Here is a 21494-nt window from a genome sequence, read left to right as displayed (position 1 = left end):
AATGCGGAATGTGCACTATAGTGTGTCGCACCATAGTGCGCGTCGTAGCATCCGTTGTTTGATGAAACTTCGCGGCGTTTTTGGTCTGAACGTGCAGCGGCTTCGGAGAGAAAGAAAACTCTCTCAGGAGCAGTTGTCTTTCGTTTCGGGCCGCACGCGCGCCTATATAAGCAGCGTCGAGGCCGGGCGGCGCAACGCCACGCTGGATACAGTCGAAATTTTGGCCAAGGCGTTGAATGTCGAACCACAAGAGTTGGTTTCGGCAAGCCCGGCAAATAAGCGAGCTATTCGGGTGACGAAACCGGCGACTTCAAAGTCGACCGATTGAGGCCAACCTTCCATAAAGCTGTGCTAACCTGATTTTCACTTATCTCTTCGTTGTGACACGTGATTGACTCCTTCAGTGTACATTCGATGCATGTCCTATTGAAGATTGTGTCTAGACAGCCATAGGTTGTTCCTCGGGGTAGGGCCTGACTTTGGTTGAGGTCTGCCGATGGAGAACGAAACTATTGTCGACCTTTTTGCGGCGATCTCGAAGATCGACACTGCACGGTCGGCTGATGCAATCCTTCAAGAGTTCCGCGCGGCGATGGCGCGCTACGGATTGCGCAATTTTCTGATCACCGGACTGCCTGTGCCGCACGATACGGACTGGCAGCGTGAGATTCTTGCTGATGGCTGGTCTCCTGAATGGCATCGTCGCTATGTCGCCGAGGAATATTTTTTGCACGATCCTTGTGTCGCCCAGTGCCGGCACTCGCCAGAGCCTTTCCGATGGGGCGAGCTGCCGGCCGCAAGGCTTGTTGCACGCGCGAAGCTGGTCATGGACGAGGCGGCCGAGTTCGCGATGAAAGAAGGTATCTGCGTCCCAATTCATGTCCCATTGGCCGGGCCAGGCGTCGTCACGGTGGCGAGTGACCGGATGGAAGTGCCGCCAAGCGCCATGCCCTTTATCGAAACACTTTGCGTGCATACCTTTCGCAGCCTCTCGGCGCTGGGAACACCCGGCGATGGCGATGAACCCACGCCCTTGACGGCGCGCGAGCGCGAACTGCTGGAGTGGAGCGCGCAAGGCAAATCCACCGATGACATCGCTTGTATCCTCGGCGTCACCAGGAACACGGTCGAAAGCCATCAGCGCAACATTCGAGGCAAGCTCGATGCAATCAACGTGGCGCATGCCATTGTCAAGGCGCTGCGACGGCAGGAAATCCAGATTTAGCAATACCTGAATACCGTCATACGTACGGCAAGTCGATTTTCCTACGACGCTCCGCCTGGAGGCGTCATGGTTCGTATGCATCTGGTCACTTGGGATAACAGGAAGCACTACAGGAAAGTTCTGGAGCGCTACTTTCGCATAAGGTACGAGATTTACGTGAAGCAGAGGCGCTGGCGCGCCGTCGCCCGGCCGATCAACATCGAGATCGACGCCTTCGACAACGAGCATGCGCTTTATGTCCTGGCGCTTGACACCAACGGCAAGATCGTAGGCGGCTCCCGTCTCGTCCCAACGCTGGAGCCGCATCTCATGAGCGAAGTGTTCCCGGTTCTCGCCGGCGGCAGGCCTCCCAGAGCGGCTGAAATTTTCGAATGGACGCGTTTCTTCATCGTTCCATCGCTTCGCACGCAAGGCACCCCGTCGCCGATCGCCGGCTTGGTTCTCTGCGGTCTGCTCGAGGTCGCTCAACGTATGGGGATTCGACAGATCAGTGTGGTGTGCGAGACATTCTGGCCAAAACGGCTGCGCGCGCTCGGCTGGACGCTGACCGAGCTCGGTGATGTTCTCGAACATCCCGACGGCGATATCATCGCGTTGCTGATCGACGTCACGCCCGAGGCCATTGAACAGACGCGCCGCGCTTACGGCATCAGCGGCGTCATACTTGCGGACAACATCTAGGCTCGGAACCAGGCACTTGCGGGAAGCCCGCGAGGGGTCGATCCGCCAGGCTGTATTGTCATCGCGCCCATTTGCGCGGTAGTCAGCCCTATGATGTGTCGAACCCGGTTGATGGACTCATGAAGCCGCTGGTCCTGATCGCCTCGAAGGACCCGGATTTTTTCCTGGTCTTCGGGCACATACTTTCGGTAGCCGGCTTCGAAACGAAGCTGATCACGGGAGACCGGGAAATCGCACGTGCCATCACGGCGACAGCCCCGCTTGCCATAATCATGGACTGTAATCCAGGCGACCGTGCAATCGTCAAGCAGTGCAGCTGGTTGAAGTCCTCCGCCGCAACCAAAGCGACGCCGGTCGCGAGCCTGGTTGCCCCGCGCTCCGGCAGGCTGCATCTCGATTTGATCAAGGCTGGCGTCGACGAGATATTTTCCCGGCCGTTCGCCCCCGAACGGCTTCTGGCCTGGCTCCATGGTAAAGCGGGCCTTGCGAAGCTAGCGCGCGAAACGGACTCGGGTGAGTTGGTGCAGGGCGATTTCCGGCTGGAGCGACAGACCCACCGGGCATTCTTCAGGCAAAAAGAGATCGTGATGCCGCCGATCGAGTTCAAGCTTTTGCGCAGCCTTTTAGCGCAACCTGGCAAGGTCTTCACCCGCGAGGAACTGGTCGCGGCGGCATGGCCTGAACATGCCGCTGCAACCGACGTGCGGGGCGTCGACGTCCACATAGCCAGGTTACGCAAAAGGCTTCGGGCGTCCGTGGGAAGCGATGTGATCCGGACCGTCCGCTCGGCAGGCTACGCCTTTGCGCCGGACTGGTGATCTGCCGGGCGTGCAGCGGTCCGGCGCGATGTTGCCGGCACGCCAGTCGAAACACGTCTCTTCTCAATGGCGCAGGATGGTGTCCAGGAACAGCCGCGCGCGTGGGTGAGCGGCTGCTGAGAAAAACTCTTTGGAAGAGGCGTGCTCGATGATGCGGCCTTCGTCCATGAAGACGATCTCGTCCGCGACTTCGCGTGCAAAACCCATCTCATGCGTCACGCAGATCATGGTCATGCCGGTTTTCGCGAGCGCGATCATGACGTCGAGGACTTCCTTGATCATTTCCGGGTCGAGCGCGGAGGTGGGTTCGTCGAACAGCATGATGCGGGGATTGAGGCAAAGCGCACGCGCGATCGCTACCCTTTGTTGTTGACCGCCCGAGAGCTGGGGCGGGTACGTTTGCGCTTTTTCAGGGATGCGCACCGCCGTCAGATGCTTCATGGCGATCTCTTCGGCCTCCGGCCCGGTTTTCAGGAGAACCCGTCGCAGCGCCAGCGTGCAGTTGGCAAGCACGATGAGATGAGGGAAGAGGTTGAAACTCTGGAACACCATGCCTGTCAGCCGGCGCGCCGTCGCCGTGTCCCGGGCATTTCTTCCCAGTGCTATCCCGTCGAGCTGGATCGTTCCCTTTTGAAAAGGCTCGACACCGTTGCAGCAGCGGATAAGCGTCGATTTGCCCGAGCCGGAAGGCCCGCAAACGACGATGCGTGTGCCCACGCGGATTGTCAGATCAATATCTTTCAAGACGTGCAGGGCACCGAACCATTTGTTGAGGCCATCGACCCGGATATGCGCAGTGGCTGGAACGGTGGAGATTGGAAGCGGGGCTTGAGCGAGCATCAGCGACGTCCAGATGCAAGCAGGCGCTGCTCGATGCGCTTTACGCCGTAAGCAACGATCAGCGCCAAGGTGAGAAACAGAATGCCGGCGACGGTGAGGGGCTCCGCGTATCGATAGGTTTCAGAAGCGATATCGAAGGCGCGTCCGAGCATTTCGGGCACGGCCAGGATCGCGAGATAGGGCGTCGCCTTGAGGATCGAAACGAGATAGTTGCCCAACGGTGCGGCGACGTTGCGCAACATCTGCGGCGCGATGACGAAAGCGACCGTGTCGCGGCGGCTGAGCGACAAGGCTCTGGCCGCTTCCTGCTGGCCTTTCGGGATCGCGTCGATGCCCGCTTTGAACACCTCCGCCAGATAGCCGCTGTAGTACAGGCTCAGCCCCAGAATGCCGACCGTCATGGCGCCAAGCCGGATCCCGTAGAAGGGCAGGACGAAATACAGGAAATAGAGCCAGGCCAAAACCGGCGTCGAGCGGATGAAGTCGATCAGGAAGCGGACGGTGAGCCCAGTCGCACCGCCCCCGCGGCGGGCCATTTCGAAAGTGAAGCCAAGCACTGAGGCGCCGAGGCAACTCAAGACCGTTGCCAGCAGGGTCGTTCGGATCGCCCCGATGATCGTCGGGACGGTCGAGAGTGCGAAATCGAAGTCAAATCCCACGCGGCGTTCCTCTTTCCGGATTGACCCGCGCCTCGAGCCAGCGGCCGGCAAGGGCGATCGGATAACACACGACGAAGAAGGCCAGCAGCAGCGCCGAATAGATCGCGACGGGGTCGTAGTCGGTCTGCGCGATTTCCTTGGCGCGGAAGGTCATGTCCGTCAGCGTGACCAACGAGACGAGGGAAGTCGCCTTGACGAGCTGGATAAGGTTGTTGACGAAGGTCGGGCTCATTGCGACCAGCGCCTGCGGCAGCTCGATCAGGAGCAGGACCGCCGGGCGCGAGAGGCCGAGCGCCATGCCCGCCTCGCGTTGACCGGCGGGCAGAGACTGCAGCCCGGCGCGAACCGCCTGGCTGGCATAGCCGCCGGTGTTGAGGCCGAGCACCAATGCACTGACGGTCAGCGCCGACAGAGTGATCCCCATCACCGGCAGCACGTAATAAAAGAAGAAGAGCAGCACGACGACCGCTGAGCTGCGCCAGAATTCGATCACGGCGGTAACCAGGAAGCGGGTCATGCCGGTGGTCAGAAACTGCGCGACGCCGAAGACGAGCGCAAAGGGGACCGCAAAGACCAGGCCATAGGCCGTGACCTCTGCGGTGATACCAAGCCCTTGCAGAATGCCCAGCCAGATCTCGAGCATGCTCACGGGGTGCCACCACTCTTCGTCGAGGCGGGCGGCGGCGATCTCAATATCGTTTCGGCGTGCCTGAGGAGGGCGGTTTTGCGCCGAGAAATCGCGCCCTCCGGACCGGACCTCATGACACCCTCCGCGCCGTGGAAAGAACGATCGCCTGTAGGAGCAGGCCATCGGTGGATCCCTCATAAACCCGGCGGGAGTTGTCTGTCAATAAACATGTACTTAATATTGCGAAAGTTCATATTACAGCGCGGCTGCCGTCGCCGCCGCCGTTGGCCGGTAATTGCACGCTACGCTACGATGACGGCTGAAACCCGTTGAACCGGACCGCTTCAGGGCTCTCTTGATCGTCCGCGCCCGGGCGTTTGTTTGACGCGTTCCCGGCTCAAACGGGGACAGGATGGCTATATCGCACAATGATACCGAGGGACGCGCGCGCAGCTCGCGCATGCTGCGCACCGCGCTCGGACCCGCCATCGCCCGGTTTCTCGACGATCCCGCAATCGTTGAAATCATGCTGAACCCGGATGGCCGCATCTGGGTGGACCGGCTTTCGGACGGTTTGGCCGATACGGGGGAAATGCTGCCGCCTGCCGCTGGTGAGCGGATTGTGCGCCTGGTCGCCCATCATGTCGGCGCCGAGGTCCATTCCCGTTCCCCGCGCGTCTCGGCCGAGTTGCCGCAAACCGGCGAGCGTTTCGAAGGCTTGTTGCCGCCCGTCGTCGCAGCACCCGCCTTCGCGATCCGCAAGCCCGCCGTCGCCGTGTTCACGCTCGATGACTACGTCGCGGCAGGCATAATGTCCGCCGGTCAGGCCGCGATATTGCGCGCCGCGGTTGCCGGTCGCGCGAACATCCTTGTCGCCGGCGGCACATCGACTGGCAAGACCACCCTCACCAACGCACTGCTCGCCGAAGTGGCGAAAGGGATGGATCGGGTCGTCATCATCGAGGACACAAGCGAACTGCAGTGCGCCGCGCCCAACCTTGTCGCCATGCGCACCAAGGATGGCGTCGCCACGCTCGCCGACCTGGTTCGCTCCTCGCTGCGCCTGCGGCCCGATCGCATTCCCGTCGGCGAGGTGCGTGGCTCCGAGGCCCTCGACCTTTTGAAGGCATGGGGAACCGGGCACCCCGGTGGCATCGGCACCCTTCATGCGGGCTCCGGCATCGGCGCCCTGCGCCGCCTTGAGCAGCTTATCCAGGAAGCCGTCGTCACTGTCCCGCGTGCGTTGATCGCCGACACGATCGGCTTCGTCGCTGTGCTCGCCGGACGTGGCACCGCGCGACGGCTTGTCGAACTCGTCCGGGTCGAGGGTCTCGGCCCTGACGGCGATTATCGCATTGCTGAAGCCACACCGATCAACCCGAGAGAAACCTCATGATCCGCCTCCCTGCCCGCTGCCTCCGCCACCTGGCCGCCGGGGCAACCGCCCTTGCCGTCAATCTCCTGATCGCGTCGAGCGCCCATGCGTCGGGCTCCTCGATGCCGTGGGAACAGCCGCTCGAAAAGATCCTGCAGTCGGTCGAGGGACCGGTCTCCAAGATCATGGCCGTCATCATCATCATCGTCACCGGCCTGACGATGGCCTTCGGCGACAGTTCGGGCGGCTTCAGGCGGCTCATCCAGATCGTTTTTGGCCTTTCGATCGCCTTTGCGGCGTCGAGTTTCTTCCTGTCGTTCTTCTCGTTCGGCGGCGGAGCATTGATCTGATGACAACCGCTCTTGAACAACTCGACGCGGTGCCAGGGTGGACGGTGCCCGTCCACCGGGCGCTGACCGAGCAGATCCTGCTCGGCGGCGCGCCGCGCGCAATCGCGATCCTGAATGGCACGCTGGCGGGCGCTGTCGGCCTTGGGCTGCGGCTGTGGCTGGCCGGTCTCCTCATCTGGGCAATCGGACATCTCACGGCGGTATGGGCCGCCAGGCGCGATCCGCTGTTTTTCGAGGTTGGGCGCCGACATCTGCGGCTCCCCGGACATCTGTCGGTTTGAGGGCGCCGCCATGATGAGCCTTGCCGAATACCGCCGGACCGCTGCTCGCCTTGCCGACTATCTGCCTTGGGCAGCACTCGTCGCGCCGGGCGTCGTGCTCAACAAGGACGGAAGTTTTCAGCGAACCGCGCGGTTTCGCGGCCCCGATCTCGACTCCGCCGTCGCGGCAGAGCTGGTTGCGGTGGCGTCGCGCGTCAACAATGCCTTTCGTCGCCTCGGCTCGGGCTGGAGCGTCTTTGTCGAAGCGCAGCGGCACGAAGCCGCCTCCTATCTGGAGAGCCAGTTTCCCAATGCGGCCTCCAGCCTGCTCGATGCCGAACGCAAAGCCGATTTCGACGAGGAGGGGGTTCATTTCGTATCGAGCTATTTTCTCACATTCCTGTTTTTGCCACCGCCCGGAGACGCCACGCGCGCCGAGGGGTGGCTTTATGAGGGTCGCGACCAGTCGGACGCGGATCCGGGCGAGATCGTGCGCGCCTTTGTCGCCCGGACGGAGCGCGTGCTGTCCCTGCTCGACGGGTTCATGCCGGAATGCCATTGGCTCGATGACGGCGAAACGCTCACCTACCTGCATTCGACGATTTCGACCAAACGCCATAAGGTGCGCGTCCCCGAGACGCCGATCTATCTCGATGCGCTGCTGGCCGATGAACCGCTCGCCGGCGGGCTCGAGCCGCGACTTGGCGACAAGCATCTTCGCGTTCTCTCGATTGTCGGCTTCCCGACCGCCACGACACCCGGCCTGCTTGATGACCTCAATCGGCTGGCCTTCCCCTACCGCTGGTCGACTCGCGCGATCCTGCTCGACAAGGTCGACGCTGTCCGACTGTTGACCAGGATACGGCGGCAATGGTTTGCCAAGCGCAAGAGCATCGCCGCAATTCTCAAGGAGGTGATGACCAACGAAGCGTCAGCCCTCCTCGACACCGACGCCTCCAACAAGGCGGCCGACGCCGACGCTGCGTTGCAGGAGCTCGGCGCCGATATGGCGGGCATGGCCTATGTCACCGCGACCGTCGCCATATGGGATTGCGACCCGCGCGTGGCCGACGAGAAATTGCGGCTGGTCGAAAAGGTCATCCAGGGCCGCGACTTCACCGCGATTGCCGAGACCGTCAACGCCGTCGATGCCTGGCTCGGTTCCTTGCCCGGGCACGCCTACGCCAATGTCCGTCAGCCGCCCATCTCAACGCTCAATCTCGCCCACATGATGCCGCTTTCCGCCGTGTGGGCGGGGCCGGAACGGGACGAGCATCTGGTCAGTCCTCCCTTGCTTTACGGCAAGACCGAAGGCTCGACCCCGTTCCGGTTGGTCCTTCATGTCGGCGATGTCGGTCATACGCTGGTCGTCGGCCCCACCGGCGCCGGCAAGTCGGTGCTGCTCGCGCTGATGGCGCTGCAGTTCTGCCGCTACCGCGACGCTCAGATCTTCGCCTTCGATTTCGGCGGCTCTATCCGCGCCGCTGCGCTCGCCATGGGTGGCGACTGGCACGATCTCGGGGGGCACCTCACCGAAGGCGCGGACGCCTCCGTTTCGCTGCAGCCGCTCGCCCGGGTTCATGACACATACGAGCGCGCCTGGGCGGCTGACTGGATCGTCGCGATCCTGATGCGCGAGGGCATCCAGATCACCCCGGACGCAAAGGAGCATATCTGGGCGGCGCTGACGTCCCTTGCCTCGGCTCCCGTCGAGGAGCGCACCATTACCGGGCTCAGTGTGCTCTTGCAGGCCAATGACCTGAAACAGGCATTGCGCCCGTACTGTATCGGAGGCGCTCACGGCCGATTGCTCGACGCCGAGGCCGAACACCTCGGCCAGGCATCCGTGCAGGCCTTCGAGATCGAAGGACTGGTGGGAACGCAAGCCGCGCCGGCCGTGCTGTCCTATCTGTTCCATCGCATCGGGGACCGGCTCGACGGGCGCCCGACGCTGCTCATCATCGACGAAGGCTGGCTCGCCCTCGATGACGAGGGGTTTGCCGGGCAGTTGCGCGAGTGGCTGAAGACGCTGCGCAAGAAGAACGCCAGCGTCGTCTTCGCGACCCAGTCACTTGCCGATATCGACAATTCGGCCATTGCGCCGGCGATCATCGAAAGCTGTCCAACCCGGCTGCTGTTGCCCAATGAGCGCGCGGTTGAGCCGCAGATTACCGCCATCTATCGGCGCTTCGGCCTGAACGATCGCCAGATCGAAATCCTGGCACGAGCGACACCCAAGCGCGACTACTACTGCCAGTCCCGTCGGGGCAACCGTCTCTTCGAACTCGGCCTGTCCGAGGTCGGGCTGGCCCTTTGCGCCGCGTCCTCGAAGAGCGATCAGGCCCTGATTGGCAGCATCATTGCCGAGCATGGCCGCCACGGCTTCCTGGCGGCCTGGCTGCGTGCCCGTGACGTCGGCTGGGCCGCCGACCTCATTCCCAACCTGACCCTTCCCGAACCTGAAAAGGATTCCCAGCCATGACTGTTCGTCAAGCCCGCCCACGCGCCATCTTTCTGGTCGCGGCGATGCTCGCCGCGCCGGTCGCCATCTCACCGATGATGACTGCCCCAGCCAATGCCTTCATCGTGTTTGATCCATCGAACTATTCCCAGAATGTTCTGACGGCCGCGCGTTCGCTGCAGCAGATCACAAACCAGATCACCTCGCTGCAGAACCAGGCCCAGATGCTGATCAACCAGGCGCGCAACCTGGCGAGCCTGCCTTTGTCCTCGCTGCAGCAACTTGAACAGTCGGTGCAGCGCACGCAACAGCTGCTCGGGCAAGCACAAAACATCGCCTTCGACGTCCAGCAGGTCGACAAGGCCTTTCAGCAGCAATACGGCAGCGTCTCGCTCTCTGCATCCGACCAGGAGCTCGTCACGGTCGCGCGCTCGCGCTGGCAAAACACGGTGGGCGGCCTTCAGGACGCCATGCGCGTCCAGGCGGGCGTCGTCGGAAACATCGAGACCAGCCAGGCGCAGATGTCGGCACTGGTCGGCGCCAGCCAATCGGCGACCGGAGCGCTGCAGGCGACGCAAGCTGGAAATCAGCTTCTTGCGCTCCAGGGCCAGCAGCTCGCGGACCTGACCGCTGTGGTCGCCGCCAACGGCCGCGCCCAGGCGTTGACTGAGGCCGAGCGTGCAGCCGCGGTCGATCAGGGCCGTGAGCAGCGCCGCCGCTTCCTGGCGCCCGGCTCCGGCTACGAGGCCGGCTCGGTCCAGATGTTCAACCGCTGAGGTCGAAGGCCATGGACGGCAAGACCCTCGCTCGCTTGGTGGCTGTCATCCTTGTCGCGACCGCCGTCACGGCGGGCGCGCTCGGTGTGAGCCGGAAGGAGAACAAGCCGGCGGGCGAGGGCGCGCGCACAACCGCGGGCTTGATGCCGAACCCGCTTCACGATGGTCTGCGCCGCTGCCAGCTCCTCGGCGAGGCTGCGCTGCGTGACGATGGATGCGCGCGGCTGTGGGCCGAACAGCGCGATCGCTTCCTTGGTCTGAAAGTGCCATCGGGGCGTTCGATTGGCGAGCCGGACGCGCCGGATGATGCCCTGCACGAGGCCCGATAGATATGGGCAATACCGGTGTCGTCGACCAATTCCTGGCCACCTTTACCCGCTATATCGACAGCGGTTTCGGCCTGCTCGGCGGCGAGGTCGCCTTCGTCGCCACCACGCTGATCGTCATCGACGTGACGCTCGCCGCGCTCTTCTGGAGCTGGGGCGCTGATGACGACATTCTTGCGCGGCTTGTCAAGAAGACGCTCTTTGTCGGTGTCTTCGCCTATCTGATATCCAACTGGAACGGTCTCGCTCAAATCGTCTTCGAGAGTTTCTCCGGTCTTGGTCTGAAGGCAAGTGGAACCGGTTTCTCGGCACAGGACCTGCTGCACCCCGGCAAGGTGGCGCAAACCGGTCTCGATGCGGGACGCCCACTGCTTGAGGCGATCTCCGGTTTGATGGGCTACGTCTCCTTCTTTGAAAACTTCATCCAGATTGCTTGCCTGCTCTTTGCCTGGGCGCTCGTCCTGCTCGCCTTCTTCATCTTGGCGGTACAGCTCTTTGTGACGCTGATCGAGTTCAAGCTGGCGACGCTGGCCGGCTTCGTGCTGATCCCCTTCGGTCTCTTCGGCAAGACTGCCTTCATGGCCGAGCGCGTGCTCGGCAACGTCATCTCGTCCGGCATCAAGGTTCTGGTGCTTGCCGTCGTCATCGGCATCGGATCGACGCTCTTCGGCGAATTCACCCAAGGCTTCGGCGGCGAGAACCCCACCATCGACCAGGCCATGGCGATCGTGCTGGCGGCGCTGTCGCTGCTTGGCCTCGGCATCTTCGGTCCGGGCATCGCCAACGGCCTCGTCGCGGGTGGACCACAGCTTGGCGCCGGTGCGGCCGTCGGCACTGGCCTTGCCGCGGGCGGCATGGCGGTTGCCGGCTATGGCGCGGCCGGCCTGGCGGCGCGAGGTGGGACAGCCGCATTCTCGGGCGCGATGTCAGCCGCGCGTGGCGGGACGTCACTCGCTGGCGGCGCCTCGGCCGCTTATAGGCTCGGCGCCGCCGGCCAGACTGGCGCGGCAGGCATCGCCTCCGGCTTGGGTGGCATTGCGCGTGCTGGCGCTTCCGCAGCCTCCTCCCCCCTCAAGCGCGCTGCCGCAAACACCGGTCAGTCGCTTAAGTCCAGCTTCGCCTCCGGCGCCAGTTCGGCGGCTGAAATCACCGGCGGTTCGTCGACCACCATGGGAACGATCGGAGGCGCCGCGTTGTCAGCCGTGGCTCCTGCGTCCGGCGCGGGCAAGCCATCCGGCAGTGACGGGCAGCCGGAATGGGCCAGACGCTTGCAGCGCTCTCAACGCCTCTCTCATGGCGCCCAGACCGCCGCCCACGCGGTGCGCGCCGGCGACAGCCATGGCGGCGGAGCTTCGATTTCTCTTTCTGAAGGCAAATGACAGGATGAATATCTTTAGGCGCCCCGACGTCCACTATGGCAAGACCCCTCGACCGGAAACCCCCTATCAAAAGGCGGAGCAGATCTGGGATGAACGCATCGGCTCTGCTCGCGTGCAGGCACGCAACTGGCGCGCCATGGCGTTCGGGTCGCTCATCTTGTCGGCAGGCCTTTCCACGTCACTGGTCTGGCAATTGGGCCGCGGCACTGTCGTGCCCTGGGTCGTGCAGGTCGATACGCTGGGCCAGGTTCAAGCGACCGCGCCCGCGATCGCGGATTACATGCCGACTGATCCTCAGATAGCATGGCATCTCGCCCGCTTTGTCGAACAGGTCCGCTCCATCCCCGCTGACCCGATTGTCCTGCGCCAGGACTGGTTGCGCGCCTATGATTGGACCACCGACCAGGGCGCTGCGGCGCTCAATGACTATGCTCGCGCCAACGATCCTTTCTCCAGGGTCGGCAAGCAGCAGGTCGCGGTGGATATTTCTTCGGTCATCAGGGCTTCACCGGGCTCCTTTCGTGTCGCCTGGATCGAACACCACTACGAAAACGGCCAGCTTTCCGGCACCGAGCGCTGGACCGCGATCCTGACGATCGTGACACAGATGCCAAACGACGCCGAACGTCTTCGCGCCAATCCGCTCGGCATCTACGTCAACGCCATCAACTGGTCCCGGGAGATGAGCCAATGAACCTGCCATTGTGTGTCATGGCCACCCCGGCTTTGACAAGGTCGGCGGTTGCCGTGGTGTTGCTGTCGGGCTCCATACTTGCCGGTTGCGCCACACCGCAGAAACCACCTCAGATCTCCTATGATGCCTACGTGCCGCCTTTGCCCGCCGATCCGGCAGCCGCGCCCGATGAAGGGCCAAAGCCGCTGCACGTTCCACCAGGGTGGGTCCCGGCCCGCGGCGGTGTCGCCGGCAGGACGCCGGTGGCGCGCGTCGAGAACGCCAACGCGGCGGCGCGAGTCCAGCCGCGTCGTGAGGGCTATTACAATGCCATTCAGATTTATCCTTGGAGTGAAGGAGCCCTTTATCAGGTCTATGCCGCTCCAGGACAGATAACGGACATCGCGCTTGAGCCTGGCGAAAGCCTGACCGGCGAAGGTCCGATCGCGGCGGGCGATACCGCGCGCTGGATCATCGGTGACACCGAAAGCGGAGCGGGCGTCACCAGGCGCGTCCATGTGCTGGTCAAGCCTTCGCGCTCGGATATCAACACCAATCTCGTCATCACCACCGACCGACGTAGCTACATGATCGAGCTGCGATCGGGCGAGAAGCCGTACATGCCCGCCGTGTCATGGGCCTATCCCGCGCCGCCGGCCGGACAAGCGCGGGCGATCCCCGCGACACCGGTGATTCCCGCCATCACCGCACGCAACTACCGCTATGGTCTCACCGGCGACGCGCCCCCCTGGAGGCCCGTCAGCGTCTTTGACGACGGCAGGCGGGTCTATGTCGAGTTTCCAGGCGGGATCGTGCAAGGCGAGATGCCGCCCATCTTCGTCATCGGCCCAGACGGCGAGGCCGAGATCGCCAACAGCCGCGTCTACCAGAACACCCTGATCGTCGACCGTCTCTTTGGCGCGGCGGAATTGCGGCTTGGCAGTGGCAAGCGGCAACAGACCGTCAGGATCGTGCGCACCGATGCCACGAGGAGAGGTCTGTGGATGTCAGGCACCAACGCGGCGCCGAATGCAAAGAACACATTTCCTCAAAGGGGAGGGGAGCACTCATGAACGAGAACGAAATCGCTGCCGCCCCGATGAAGCTTCGCGCCGATCCGCCGCGCGTCACGCGCCTGTCGCGCAAGGTGATCGCCGGCATCGGCTTGTGTGCATCGCTTGGCGTCGGCGGCGCGCTGATCTACGCGCTTCAGACGAGTGAAACCGGCAGGCATGGCGACGAGCTCTACTCGACGTCCAACAGGCAGCCCGCCGACGGACTGGCCAGTCTGCCGCGCGACTATACCGGGCCTGTACTTGGACCGCCGCTGCCTGGCGATCTTGGCCGGCCGATGCTTGATGCCCAAAACAAGGGACAGCCCGTCGTGCCGTCAACGATCGCGACACCCATGGTCGATGAGGCGGAACAGCGCCGGCGGGCCGAAGAGGAGGCGGCCCGAATCTCGCGTGTCTTCTTCCAGACAGGGCAGTCAACCGCGGCGATGGCCGAAACCCCGCCCGGAGGAACTGCCCCGCCGAACCTTGGCGGCCCCGACCTTGCCGGTCAGATCGGCCAGTCGACCACGCAAGACCGCCAGCTCGGCTTTCTGAATGCGGCCGCTGATCGGCGCACCGTGGCGCCGGATCGCGTCACGCCGCCGGCGTCGCCCTATGTGCTTCAGGCAGGGGCTGTCATTCCGGCAGCACTCATTACCGGCATCCGGTCCGATCTGCCTGGCCAGATCACGGCCCAGGTCACCGAAAATGTCTATGACAGTCCCACGGGTCGCTCGCTGCTGATCCCGCAGGGCACGCGGGTCATTGGCCAGTATGACAACGGGGTCGGCTTCGGCCAGCGGCGCGTTCTGCTCGTCTGGAGCAGGCTGGTCTTTCCCAGCGGCCGTTCTATTGTTCTTGAACGCCAGCCCGGCACTGACGCCCAAGGCTATGCCGGCCTTGAGGACGGCGTCGACTACCATTGGGCCGAGCTGTTCAAGGCGGCCGCACTCACCACCATCCTCAGCGTTGGCGCGGAGGCCGGCTCGTCCGGTCAGGAAAGTGACATCGTGCGCGCGTTGCGCGACGGCGCCTCCGACAGCCTCAGCCAGGTGGGCCAGCAGATCGTCCAGCGCCAACTCAACATCGCCCCGACACTGACGATACGGCCGGGCGTCAATGTGCGTGTCGTCGTTACGCGCGATCTCGTGCTCGAACCCTACGGAGGCTGAATATGGCCAAGCTGAAACTCGGTCCGATTGCAGACGACAAGCCGGTTAAGGTCACAGTGGAACTACCGGCGCCGCTGCACCGCGATCTGTCCAGATATGCTGAGATCCTTGGCCGCGACGCGGGTCAGCCACCCACTGATCCTGTTCGCCTGATTGTGCCGATGCTGGAGCGCTTCATCGCGACGGATCGCGGCTTCGCCAAAGCCAAGCAGGAGCCGAAAGGTTGAGGGCCACCTCGCCGCAAGGCAGAACGAGCAATGCCAAAGGGCAGCACGGTTCACGAAGAGCGGGAGATTTCCCTTGACCGCTACGCGGCTGCGGACATCGTCGGAGCGGAGGCAACGACGATAGTCTCAAGGGAACATGCGGGAGAGGTGTACCGTGACCGGCCACCGCCTGAAACGAGGCCCGCGACCTGGGAAAGGTCCATAGCGAAAGCGTATAGAGCGCATTTGAAAAATGTATTACCTCCAACGTCCTGATTGCCCGATAGTCCTCCCCGGGTTCCACTGAACTCAGCGTGCCCACGGCCCAACGCCCATTGTGTGGCCCGACCTAAGCCTCACGTTTCTCGCTTGCCGGGCTCGCCTGAGGCTCAACAATCACACCAACGCTGCGTCGTGAAATTCTTCTATCGGGCCACGGTCGAACATCGGTATGTTCGCAGCCGGAGACCGCTTAATGGCATTTCGATTCTTACACACGGCAGATATTCATCTCGACTCGCCGCTTCGTTCGCTGGCGCTGCGAAACCCCGATCTTGCCGAACTCGTCGGCGACGCCAGCCGCCAGGCATTTGTCTCGATCGTGGATCTCTGCCTTGCGGAACGTGTCGATGCGCTGGTCATTGCCGGCGATCTCTATGATGGCGATCAGACGTCGATGAAAACGGCGCGGTTCCTGGCGTCACAGATGAGACGCCTGCACCACGCCGGCATCAAGGTTTTCAAGATCCGTGGCAATCATGACGCTATGTCGCGGATATCGAAGCAGCTGGTGTTCCCGGACACGGTCACGATCTTCGGTGGGCGTCCTCAGTCCGTGCTGCAGAGCGCCGGCGGACTGGACGTCATGTTCCATGGCTTGAGCTTTGCCAGCCCCAAGGCGCCGGACAGTCTGCTGCCCAAGTACTCAGCCCCGCGCGAAGGCGCGATCAATGTCGGCATCATGCATACCAGCTTGGCCGGATCGCCGGGCCACGACGTCTACGCTCCCTGTAACGTCGCTGACCTGCACAGCCATGGCTTTGCCTACTGGGCGCTCGGGCACATCCATGTCCGCCAGGTCCATCCTGGGGCGAGCACGGTGGTAATGCCGGGAATCCCGCAGGGCAGGGACATCAACGAGGCCGGAGAAAAATCCGTCACCCTGGTGACGATACGCGACGACCGCACCGTCGAGATCGAGGAACGGCTGACCAGTATCGCGCAATTCGAGCGGGTGAACGTCAATCTGTCCGAAACGTTGGAATGGTCCGACGTCGTCGGACGCGTCCGCTCCGCGCTCGAAGATGTGCGCGCCTCCGTCAGGTCCCGTCATGTTGTGGTCCGTCTGGGCCTGACCGGGACATCACCTCTATCCTGGGCGCTGATCCGCGACCGCGACCTGCTGCTCGCAGAAGCCGAGCAGGTCGCGGAGCAGACGGGAGACAGCTGGGTGGAGAAGCTGGAGGTTAGCGTCTCTCCATCCACAGCTGAAACACCCGAGGGCATCGCGGACCCGATTTTCGAACTCGCACAGTCCATGCGCGCCGACGCCAGCTCGGAAGCCTTCCGTGCCGAGGCGAGAGCGCTCGTCCAGAAGATGGTTGCGGACCTGCCTCCTGACGGACGCGACTTCGCCGGCAAGGACGAGGCCGGGCTGGAACTGTTCCTCGCCAGGGTGCTTGCCAGCGGAGCTGACCTGGTCACCGCCGGTCTCAAGGCCAGCGGTGCGCCATGAGGCTGCGGCGCCTTGACCTCATTCGCTATGGCAAGTTCACCGACAGGACGATCGACTTCGGGCCAAAACCCACGTCAGGACCCGATCTGCACATCGTCTTCGGCCTGAACGAGGCCGGCAAGTCGACCGCGCTTGCCGGCTATCTCGACCTGCTGTTCGGCATTGAAGAACGCAGCCGCTACAATTTCCTGCACGAGTACAGCGCCATGCGCATCGGCGGCGTGCTCGAACTCGGCGGCACGGAGCACACGTTCACCCGCACCAAGCAGCGCACCAATTCATTGTTGAACGCGACTGGCCAACCGGTCAGCGAAATGGCGATATCAGCACATCTCGCCGGGCTGTCTCGCGACGCATACGAGACCATGTTCTCGTTGGACGACGAGACGCTGGAGGCCGGTGGAAAATCAATCCTGGAGTCGCGCGGCGACCTCGGCAAGCTGCTGTTCACGGCCAGCGCCGGCTTAGGCCATGCGAGCGACACGCTGAGCGCGCTCGAGGCCGAGGCCGACGGGCTTTATCGCAAGCAGGCGCATGGAACCGAACTGGCACTGCTCAAGAAACGCCTTGCGGACCTGAAATCGCGCCGCGATCAGATCGACACCCTGGCATCGACCTATGAGGGACTTGAGGCCGAACGTCTCGACGCCCAGGAAAAGTACAACCGCAGCATCGCCGAACGGTCGGTGCTGTCGGCGAGGCTCGATACCATTGCGAGATATCTGCGCGCGATCCCGATCCTTGCCGATATCCGACGCAAGAAAACCCAGCTAGCCGCGTTGCCTGAGATTGCTTCACCGTCACGGACCTGGACGGGCAGTGTCACCGAGATGATCGATGACGACGCCAGCCTGAGAACGCGGCTGGCTGCAAGCGTCGATGAACTCGACAGAGTTACGACCAAGATCGCCTCGGTCGATGTCGACGAAGTGATCCTCGCGATCTCCGAACGGGTTCGCGGCTTGGCTGACCGCAAGGTGCGCCACGTCTCGGCGGGCCTCGACCTGCCAAGTCGCAGGACGGAGTTGCAGATCCTCGACAATGCCGTGAGGAGCTCCCTTGCCGCCCTGGGACGAGCCTCCGAGGCAGACCCTGCCAAGCTGCTTTTGCCTGCTGCAAACATCGGTGCTGTTCGCACGATGATCGAGCAGCGATCCGGGATCGCGACCGGTCTGCGCGTCGCGCGCGACGAGGCCGCGGCAGCCGTCGATGCGCTCCAGGCGGCACGCGAGCGGGTTGGCGAGGAACGGGCGGTACCAGAGCCTGCCAGGGCGAGGCTCGTCTCAGCTTTGTCGGCGGCCAGGGCCAGTGGGCACCTGAGCGAAATCAAGGCGGCACGCGAGGCCGCGGATGCCGGCGCAATTCGGTGGGAGGCCGCGGTCGGGCGTTTGCATCCCTGGTCGGGAGATGCCGCGACATTGGCCAGGATCGCCATTCCGAATGCCGGACAGCTTGGCGCATGGAAGGCGCTTGCCGCCGAGCTCGGGAAGGGCAGGGCCATCCTTTCCGAACGTCTTGCCGAGTACCAGGGCAATCACGATTTGCTTTCAGCACAGCTGGACGCGCTTCGGGCCTCGGTCGCGGTCACCGACGACGAAGCGGCCGCCGCCATTCGCCGCGCCCGCGACGAGGCCTGGGCACGACATCGCGATGACCTCACTGGCGAAACGGCGGATATTTTCGCAGGAGCGATGGCTCGCGACGATAGTGTTGGGGCAGGCCGCCTGGCCAACGCGCGTGAGCTCGTGGAGATCCGCGCGACAAGCCGCGGCCTCGCTGAAGCCGCGGCAGCCATCGCCCATGCGCGCGACCAACTTGCGCGCAACGGCGCGGAGCGGCAGGCCCTGCTCTGCGACATACGCGCAGCGGCACGAGACTTGCTCGCAGACGGTCTGGACACGTCCCCCGAACGTCTGATCGGACTGATCGAGGAGCGCATTGCTGCCCGGGTCGATGCGCTCGCGGCCTCTGAAGAGATCGAGCTTTCAGGCAAGAAGGCCGAGCGAGCGGTTGATGAGGGAAACCGAATACGCCTGGAGCTGAGCGGGGCGCTGGCGAGCGTCGGCGTCGGTACGGATCCCGGCGACAGTCTGGAGACGGTCATGGCCGTCGCGCAGCTGTTCCTCGACAGGCAGTTCAAGATTGACGCCGAGCGCACCGAGGCGCTCAAGACGGTCGGCACAAGACAGGAGGATCTGGCTGCCAGGCGCCGAGCCGTCGAAGTCGCGGAGCGACGCGAGGACGAGTGGCTGGCCGAAATTGCCAAAGCGCTCAAGGGCACCTGGCTGGAGAGCGGCATATCGGCGCCTGGCATTGGCGGCGTCCTTGATCAATTGGCCGACCTCGACAAAAGTCTTCAAGACAGGGACGCCATGCGGCTGCGCATCGACAAGATGGAGACCGACAGGGACAATTTCCTGGTCGAGGTCAGCGCCGTTGCGGCCGAAGCGGGTGAGGCGGCGACCGACGAAGATCCGGAACAGCTTGCGGTCCGCCTTGCCGAACGCCTTGAGCGTGCCGAACGCTCGCGCGAGGCCAAGGCAAGCCTCGTCAATGACCTGCAGCGCCTGCAGGATGCGCGCGAGATCCTCGATGCTGAAATTTCGGCCCATGAGCGCCGCAAGAGCGACGTCCTAGGCGTCTTTGGTGTGGCCACGCTAGCGGACGTCGTGCAACGCGACGAACTGCTGCGCGACAGGGACCGTCTGCGCACAGCGGTCGCCGAGCTTGAGGAGCAGGTTGCGTCCGAGCTCGCGGTGGAAGGGTTCGAGCAGGCGTGTCCGATTTTGGATGCTCTCGATCTGAATAGCCTTGCAATCGAGAAGGCTGAAGCCGAGCAACGGCTTCGCGCTTCTGACGAGGCGATACAGCAACAGCTCATTCGGCAAACGCGCGCGACCGACAAGCTGGACGCCATTGGCGGCGACAGCGCTGTTGCCCGTATCGATGCCGAACGGCGCACCGTCCTGCTGGACATCGAAGACAGGGCCGTTCGCTACATCGAACTGAAACTGGGTATCATGGCTGCCGGCAACGCTCTGCGCGTGTACCGCGAGCGTCATCGCTCCGCAATGATGGGGCGGGCATCCGACGCTTTCGCGCTGATGACGCGCGGCCAGTATTCGGGCTTGACAACCCAACCGGTCAAAGGCGGTGAAGTGCTCATTGCATTGCAGCGCGACGGCCAGTCCAAGGTTGCCGACGCGCTGTCTAAGGGGGCGCGTTTTCAGCTTTACCTGGCGCTCAGGCTTGCCGGATATTACGAGTTCGCACAGTTCAGGCCCTCCGTGCCATTCATCGCCGACGACATCATGGAGACCTTCGACCATGTCCGGTCAGAGGAGGTTTTCCGGTTGTTCGGTGAGATGGCGAGTGCCGGTCAGGTGATCTACCTCACGCATCATCAGCACCTGTGCGAGATCGCCAAGGCGGTTGTGCCGGGCGTGACAATCCACGAGCTCGGATGAGACCGAAGCCGGCTCGTGTCTGCCTGGCATGTGTCGGCGGCGCCCTCGGCGGATTGATGGCTGCGCTCAAGGGCAATCATCTCGCCGGCCCTATGCCGGTCGTACTTGCCTCGAAGTATGGCCGGTCGCCCCTACACCGATAGGCGCTTGTCGCTCACGAACGAGCGCGGATGACCGTCTTCCCAGTGTGTCGCTCGCTCGCGTTGAAGGTTGCAACGGCCTCGTTAAGGGCCGAAACTTTGCCGATGTTCGTCCTCAGTCGCCCGTCCCGCACCCGCTGGACGATCTCACTCAGTTGGGCGCGATCGGACTCGACAACGAAGTCAACCGCTAGGCCGTCTGGGGGCCGCGCCTCGGCCGGGCCGACGACGGTCACCAGCGTTCCTCCGGCCCGGATCAGAGCTGCGGACCGCTTCTGGATGTCCCCGCCGATGACATCGAACACCAGATCGACGCCACCGACGTCTTCCAGGGCGTCGTTCTCAAGGTCGATGAATTCATTTGCGCCGAAATCCAGCGCCTTCTGAAGGTCGGCGGCGCGCCCCGTGCCGATGACATAGGCACCGGCCTCACGTGCGAGTTGCGCCACCATCGAACCGACCGCGCCGGCTGCGCCATGTGCAAGGACGCTCTGTCCCGCCTGAAGACGGCCGTGCTGGAAGAGTCCCTGCCACGCGGTCAGACCCGAGATTGGCAGGCTCGCGCCCACGGTGAAGTCGACGTCGCCTGGCAGCGGCGCGAGGTTGCGTGCTTCCATGGCAATATACTCCGCCAGTGTGCCATCGCGATACCAATCCGCGAGACCGAACACCCGCTGTCCCACTGAAAGACCCGTGGTGCCGTACCCCAGGGCAATGACCACTCCGGCCAACTCGTGTCCAGGGATCGATGGCGTACGCGCCTGGTCGCGGCGGTCGGTCCAGGTCGAAGGCCACTCCAACTCGGTCGGGACGAAGCCCGACGCATGAACCTGAACGACGACGTCGTTTATCGCTGCCTGCGGCTCGGGCCGCTCGGCCGGCTTCATCCCGGCCGTCCCGGCGGCCTGGTCTGTCACTACGATTGCTTTCATCGGAATTGTCTCCTCGGTCATTTGTCACGTCGCCGGTAGATATGTCCGGCTCTGGTCATGAAACAGGACCAGGAATGGCGGGAATGATGGTACCATTGCGGCATGGCCACTGTGCCATCCATCTCGACCGCGCCGCAAGGACGCCGGCCGTAGGATTGCGGCCGAGTGCAGGCTAGTCGGCTGGCGCTCCCACACCGCACCGCGGATCCATTGGCATCACGGCCCCAATGGAAGCGCCCCGGGAGCGACTGCCTCGTACCAAATCGAAGCTTCCGTCGCAGGTTGGTCGGGCGCGATATCCTGTCCGAGATGTGGGCAATGTGCATCGCCGAGCAG

21 protein-coding genes are annotated in these 21494 nt (G+C 63.5%); 17 read left to right on the top strand and 4 right to left on the bottom strand.

From position 1 onward, the window contains the following. Nucleotides 1-61 precede the first annotated feature (61 nt). The 4 genes from AC56QP_RS35420 to AC56QP_RS35405 all read left to right on the top strand — a co-directional run bounded on the left by AC56QP_RS35420 (nucleotide 62) and on the right by AC56QP_RS35405 (nucleotide 2724). Nucleotides 62-328: a helix-turn-helix domain-containing protein gene (locus tag AC56QP_RS35420; RefSeq protein ID WP_489863802.1), complete on the top strand. Its 267-nt coding sequence runs from the start codon at nucleotides 62-64 to the stop codon at nucleotides 326-328. A 264-nt stretch (nucleotides 329-592) separates the two neighbouring features. Next, nucleotides 593-1225 (top strand): LuxR family transcriptional regulator, encoded by a 633-nt coding sequence (locus AC56QP_RS35415; protein ID WP_497101097.1) that lies wholly within the window; start codon nucleotides 593-595, stop codon nucleotides 1223-1225. Between the two features lie 66 nt (nucleotides 1226-1291). Then, nucleotides 1292-1906 (top strand): acyl-homoserine-lactone synthase, encoded by a 615-nt coding sequence (locus tag AC56QP_RS35410; RefSeq protein ID WP_489863804.1) that lies wholly within the window; start codon nucleotides 1292-1294, stop codon nucleotides 1904-1906. Between the two features lie 119 nt (nucleotides 1907-2025). After that, nucleotides 2026-2724, top strand: coding sequence for a winged helix-turn-helix transcriptional regulator (locus tag AC56QP_RS35405; RefSeq protein ID WP_489863805.1), 699 nt, complete (start codon nucleotides 2026-2028; stop codon nucleotides 2722-2724). Nucleotides 2725-2787: 63 nt separating this feature from the next. Here the strand turns inward: AC56QP_RS35405 and AC56QP_RS35400 are convergent, their stop codons facing one another. From AC56QP_RS35400 to AC56QP_RS35390, 3 genes are read right to left on the bottom strand one after another with little or no spacing between them, the layout of a single operon-like run. Further along, nucleotides 2788-3564 (bottom strand): amino acid ABC transporter ATP-binding protein, encoded by a 777-nt coding sequence (locus tag AC56QP_RS35400; RefSeq protein WP_489863806.1) that lies wholly within the window; start codon nucleotides 3562-3564, stop codon nucleotides 2788-2790. Then, entirely contained in the window at nucleotides 3564-4223 is a 660-nt protein-coding gene (ehuD, locus tag AC56QP_RS35395) for an ectoine/hydroxyectoine ABC transporter permease subunit EhuD (RefSeq protein WP_489863807.1), read from the bottom strand. Before ehuD ends, AC56QP_RS35400 begins: the two co-directional genes overlap by 1 nt. Continuing rightward, nucleotides 4213-4872 (bottom strand): amino acid ABC transporter permease, encoded by a 660-nt coding sequence (locus tag AC56QP_RS35390; protein WP_489863808.1) that lies wholly within the window; start codon nucleotides 4870-4872, stop codon nucleotides 4213-4215. Before AC56QP_RS35390 ends, ehuD begins: the two co-directional genes overlap by 11 nt. Before the next feature lie 391 nt (nucleotides 4873-5263). Between AC56QP_RS35390 and trbB the strand changes: the two genes are divergently transcribed. From trbB to AC56QP_RS35325, 13 genes are all read left to right on the top strand, one after another. Then, complete coding sequence (trbB, locus tag AC56QP_RS35385) at nucleotides 5264-6247, top strand: P-type conjugative transfer ATPase TrbB (protein WP_489863809.1); 984 nt, start codon at nucleotides 5264-5266, stop codon at nucleotides 6245-6247. After that, nucleotides 6244-6576: a TrbC/VirB2 family type IV secretion system protein gene (locus tag AC56QP_RS35380; RefSeq protein ID WP_489863810.1), complete on the top strand. Its 333-nt coding sequence runs from the start codon at nucleotides 6244-6246 to the stop codon at nucleotides 6574-6576. The genes trbB and AC56QP_RS35380 overlap by 4 nt, the downstream gene beginning before the upstream one ends. Then, nucleotides 6576-6857 carry a VirB3 family type IV secretion system protein gene (locus AC56QP_RS35375; protein ID WP_489863811.1) on the top strand — a complete coding sequence of 94 codons (282 nt, stop codon included), beginning with the start codon at nucleotides 6576-6578 and terminating at the stop codon, nucleotides 6855-6857. Before AC56QP_RS35380 ends, AC56QP_RS35375 begins: the two co-directional genes overlap by 1 nt. 10 nt (nucleotides 6858-6867) lie before the next feature. Continuing rightward, nucleotides 6868-9318, top strand: a complete 2451-nt coding sequence (gene trbE / locus AC56QP_RS35370; RefSeq protein WP_489863812.1) for a conjugal transfer protein TrbE — start codon at nucleotides 6868-6870, stop codon at nucleotides 9316-9318. Further along, a complete protein-coding gene (trbJ, locus tag AC56QP_RS35365; RefSeq protein WP_489863813.1) occupies nucleotides 9315-10073 on the top strand; it encodes a P-type conjugative transfer protein TrbJ in 759 nt (252 codons plus the stop codon). The genes trbE and trbJ overlap by 4 nt, the downstream gene beginning before the upstream one ends. A gap of 11 nt (nucleotides 10074-10084) precedes the next feature. Further along, complete coding sequence (trbK-alt, locus tag AC56QP_RS35360) at nucleotides 10085-10402, top strand: putative entry exclusion protein TrbK-alt (protein WP_489863814.1); 318 nt, start codon at nucleotides 10085-10087, stop codon at nucleotides 10400-10402. Between the two features lie 2 nt (nucleotides 10403-10404). Beyond that, a complete protein-coding gene (gene trbL / locus AC56QP_RS35355) occupies nucleotides 10405-11778 on the top strand; it encodes a P-type conjugative transfer protein TrbL (protein ID WP_489863815.1) in 1374 nt (457 codons plus the stop codon). A gap of 4 nt (nucleotides 11779-11782) precedes the next feature. Further along, nucleotides 11783-12472: a conjugal transfer protein TrbF gene (gene trbF, locus AC56QP_RS35350; RefSeq protein ID WP_497109062.1), complete on the top strand. Its 690-nt coding sequence runs from the start codon at nucleotides 11783-11785 to the stop codon at nucleotides 12470-12472. After that, nucleotides 12469-13524 (top strand): P-type conjugative transfer protein TrbG, encoded by a 1056-nt coding sequence (trbG, locus tag AC56QP_RS35345; protein ID WP_497101095.1) that lies wholly within the window; start codon nucleotides 12469-12471, stop codon nucleotides 13522-13524. Before trbF ends, trbG begins: the two co-directional genes overlap by 4 nt. After that, nucleotides 13521-14678, top strand: coding sequence for a TraB/TrbI/VirB10 family type IV secretion system protein (locus AC56QP_RS35340; protein ID WP_489863816.1), 1158 nt, complete (start codon nucleotides 13521-13523; stop codon nucleotides 14676-14678). The genes trbG and AC56QP_RS35340 overlap by 4 nt, the downstream gene beginning before the upstream one ends. 2 nt (nucleotides 14679-14680) lie before the next feature. Continuing rightward, nucleotides 14681-14905, top strand: coding sequence for a DUF2274 domain-containing protein (locus AC56QP_RS35335; RefSeq protein ID WP_489863817.1), 225 nt, complete (start codon nucleotides 14681-14683; stop codon nucleotides 14903-14905). Nucleotides 14906-15359: 454 nt separating this feature from the next. Then, nucleotides 15360-16619: a metallophosphoesterase family protein gene (locus AC56QP_RS35330; protein WP_489863818.1), complete on the top strand. Its 1260-nt coding sequence runs from the start codon at nucleotides 15360-15362 to the stop codon at nucleotides 16617-16619. Further along, nucleotides 16616-20086, top strand: coding sequence for an ATP-binding protein (locus AC56QP_RS35325; RefSeq protein ID WP_489863819.1), 3471 nt, complete (start codon nucleotides 16616-16618; stop codon nucleotides 20084-20086). The genes AC56QP_RS35330 and AC56QP_RS35325 overlap by 4 nt, the downstream gene beginning before the upstream one ends. Before the next feature lie 154 nt (nucleotides 20087-20240). Here AC56QP_RS35325 and AC56QP_RS35320 read toward each other — a convergent pair whose 3' ends face one another. Continuing rightward, nucleotides 20241-21158, bottom strand: a complete 918-nt coding sequence (locus AC56QP_RS35320; RefSeq protein ID WP_497101094.1) for an NADP-dependent oxidoreductase — start codon at nucleotides 21156-21158, stop codon at nucleotides 20241-20243. Nucleotides 21159-21494 lie beyond the last annotated feature (336 nt).

The organism is Mesorhizobium sp. RCAM 05104, from assembly GCF_059683645.1.
This window is presented reverse-complemented; position numbering and strand designations above follow the sequence as displayed.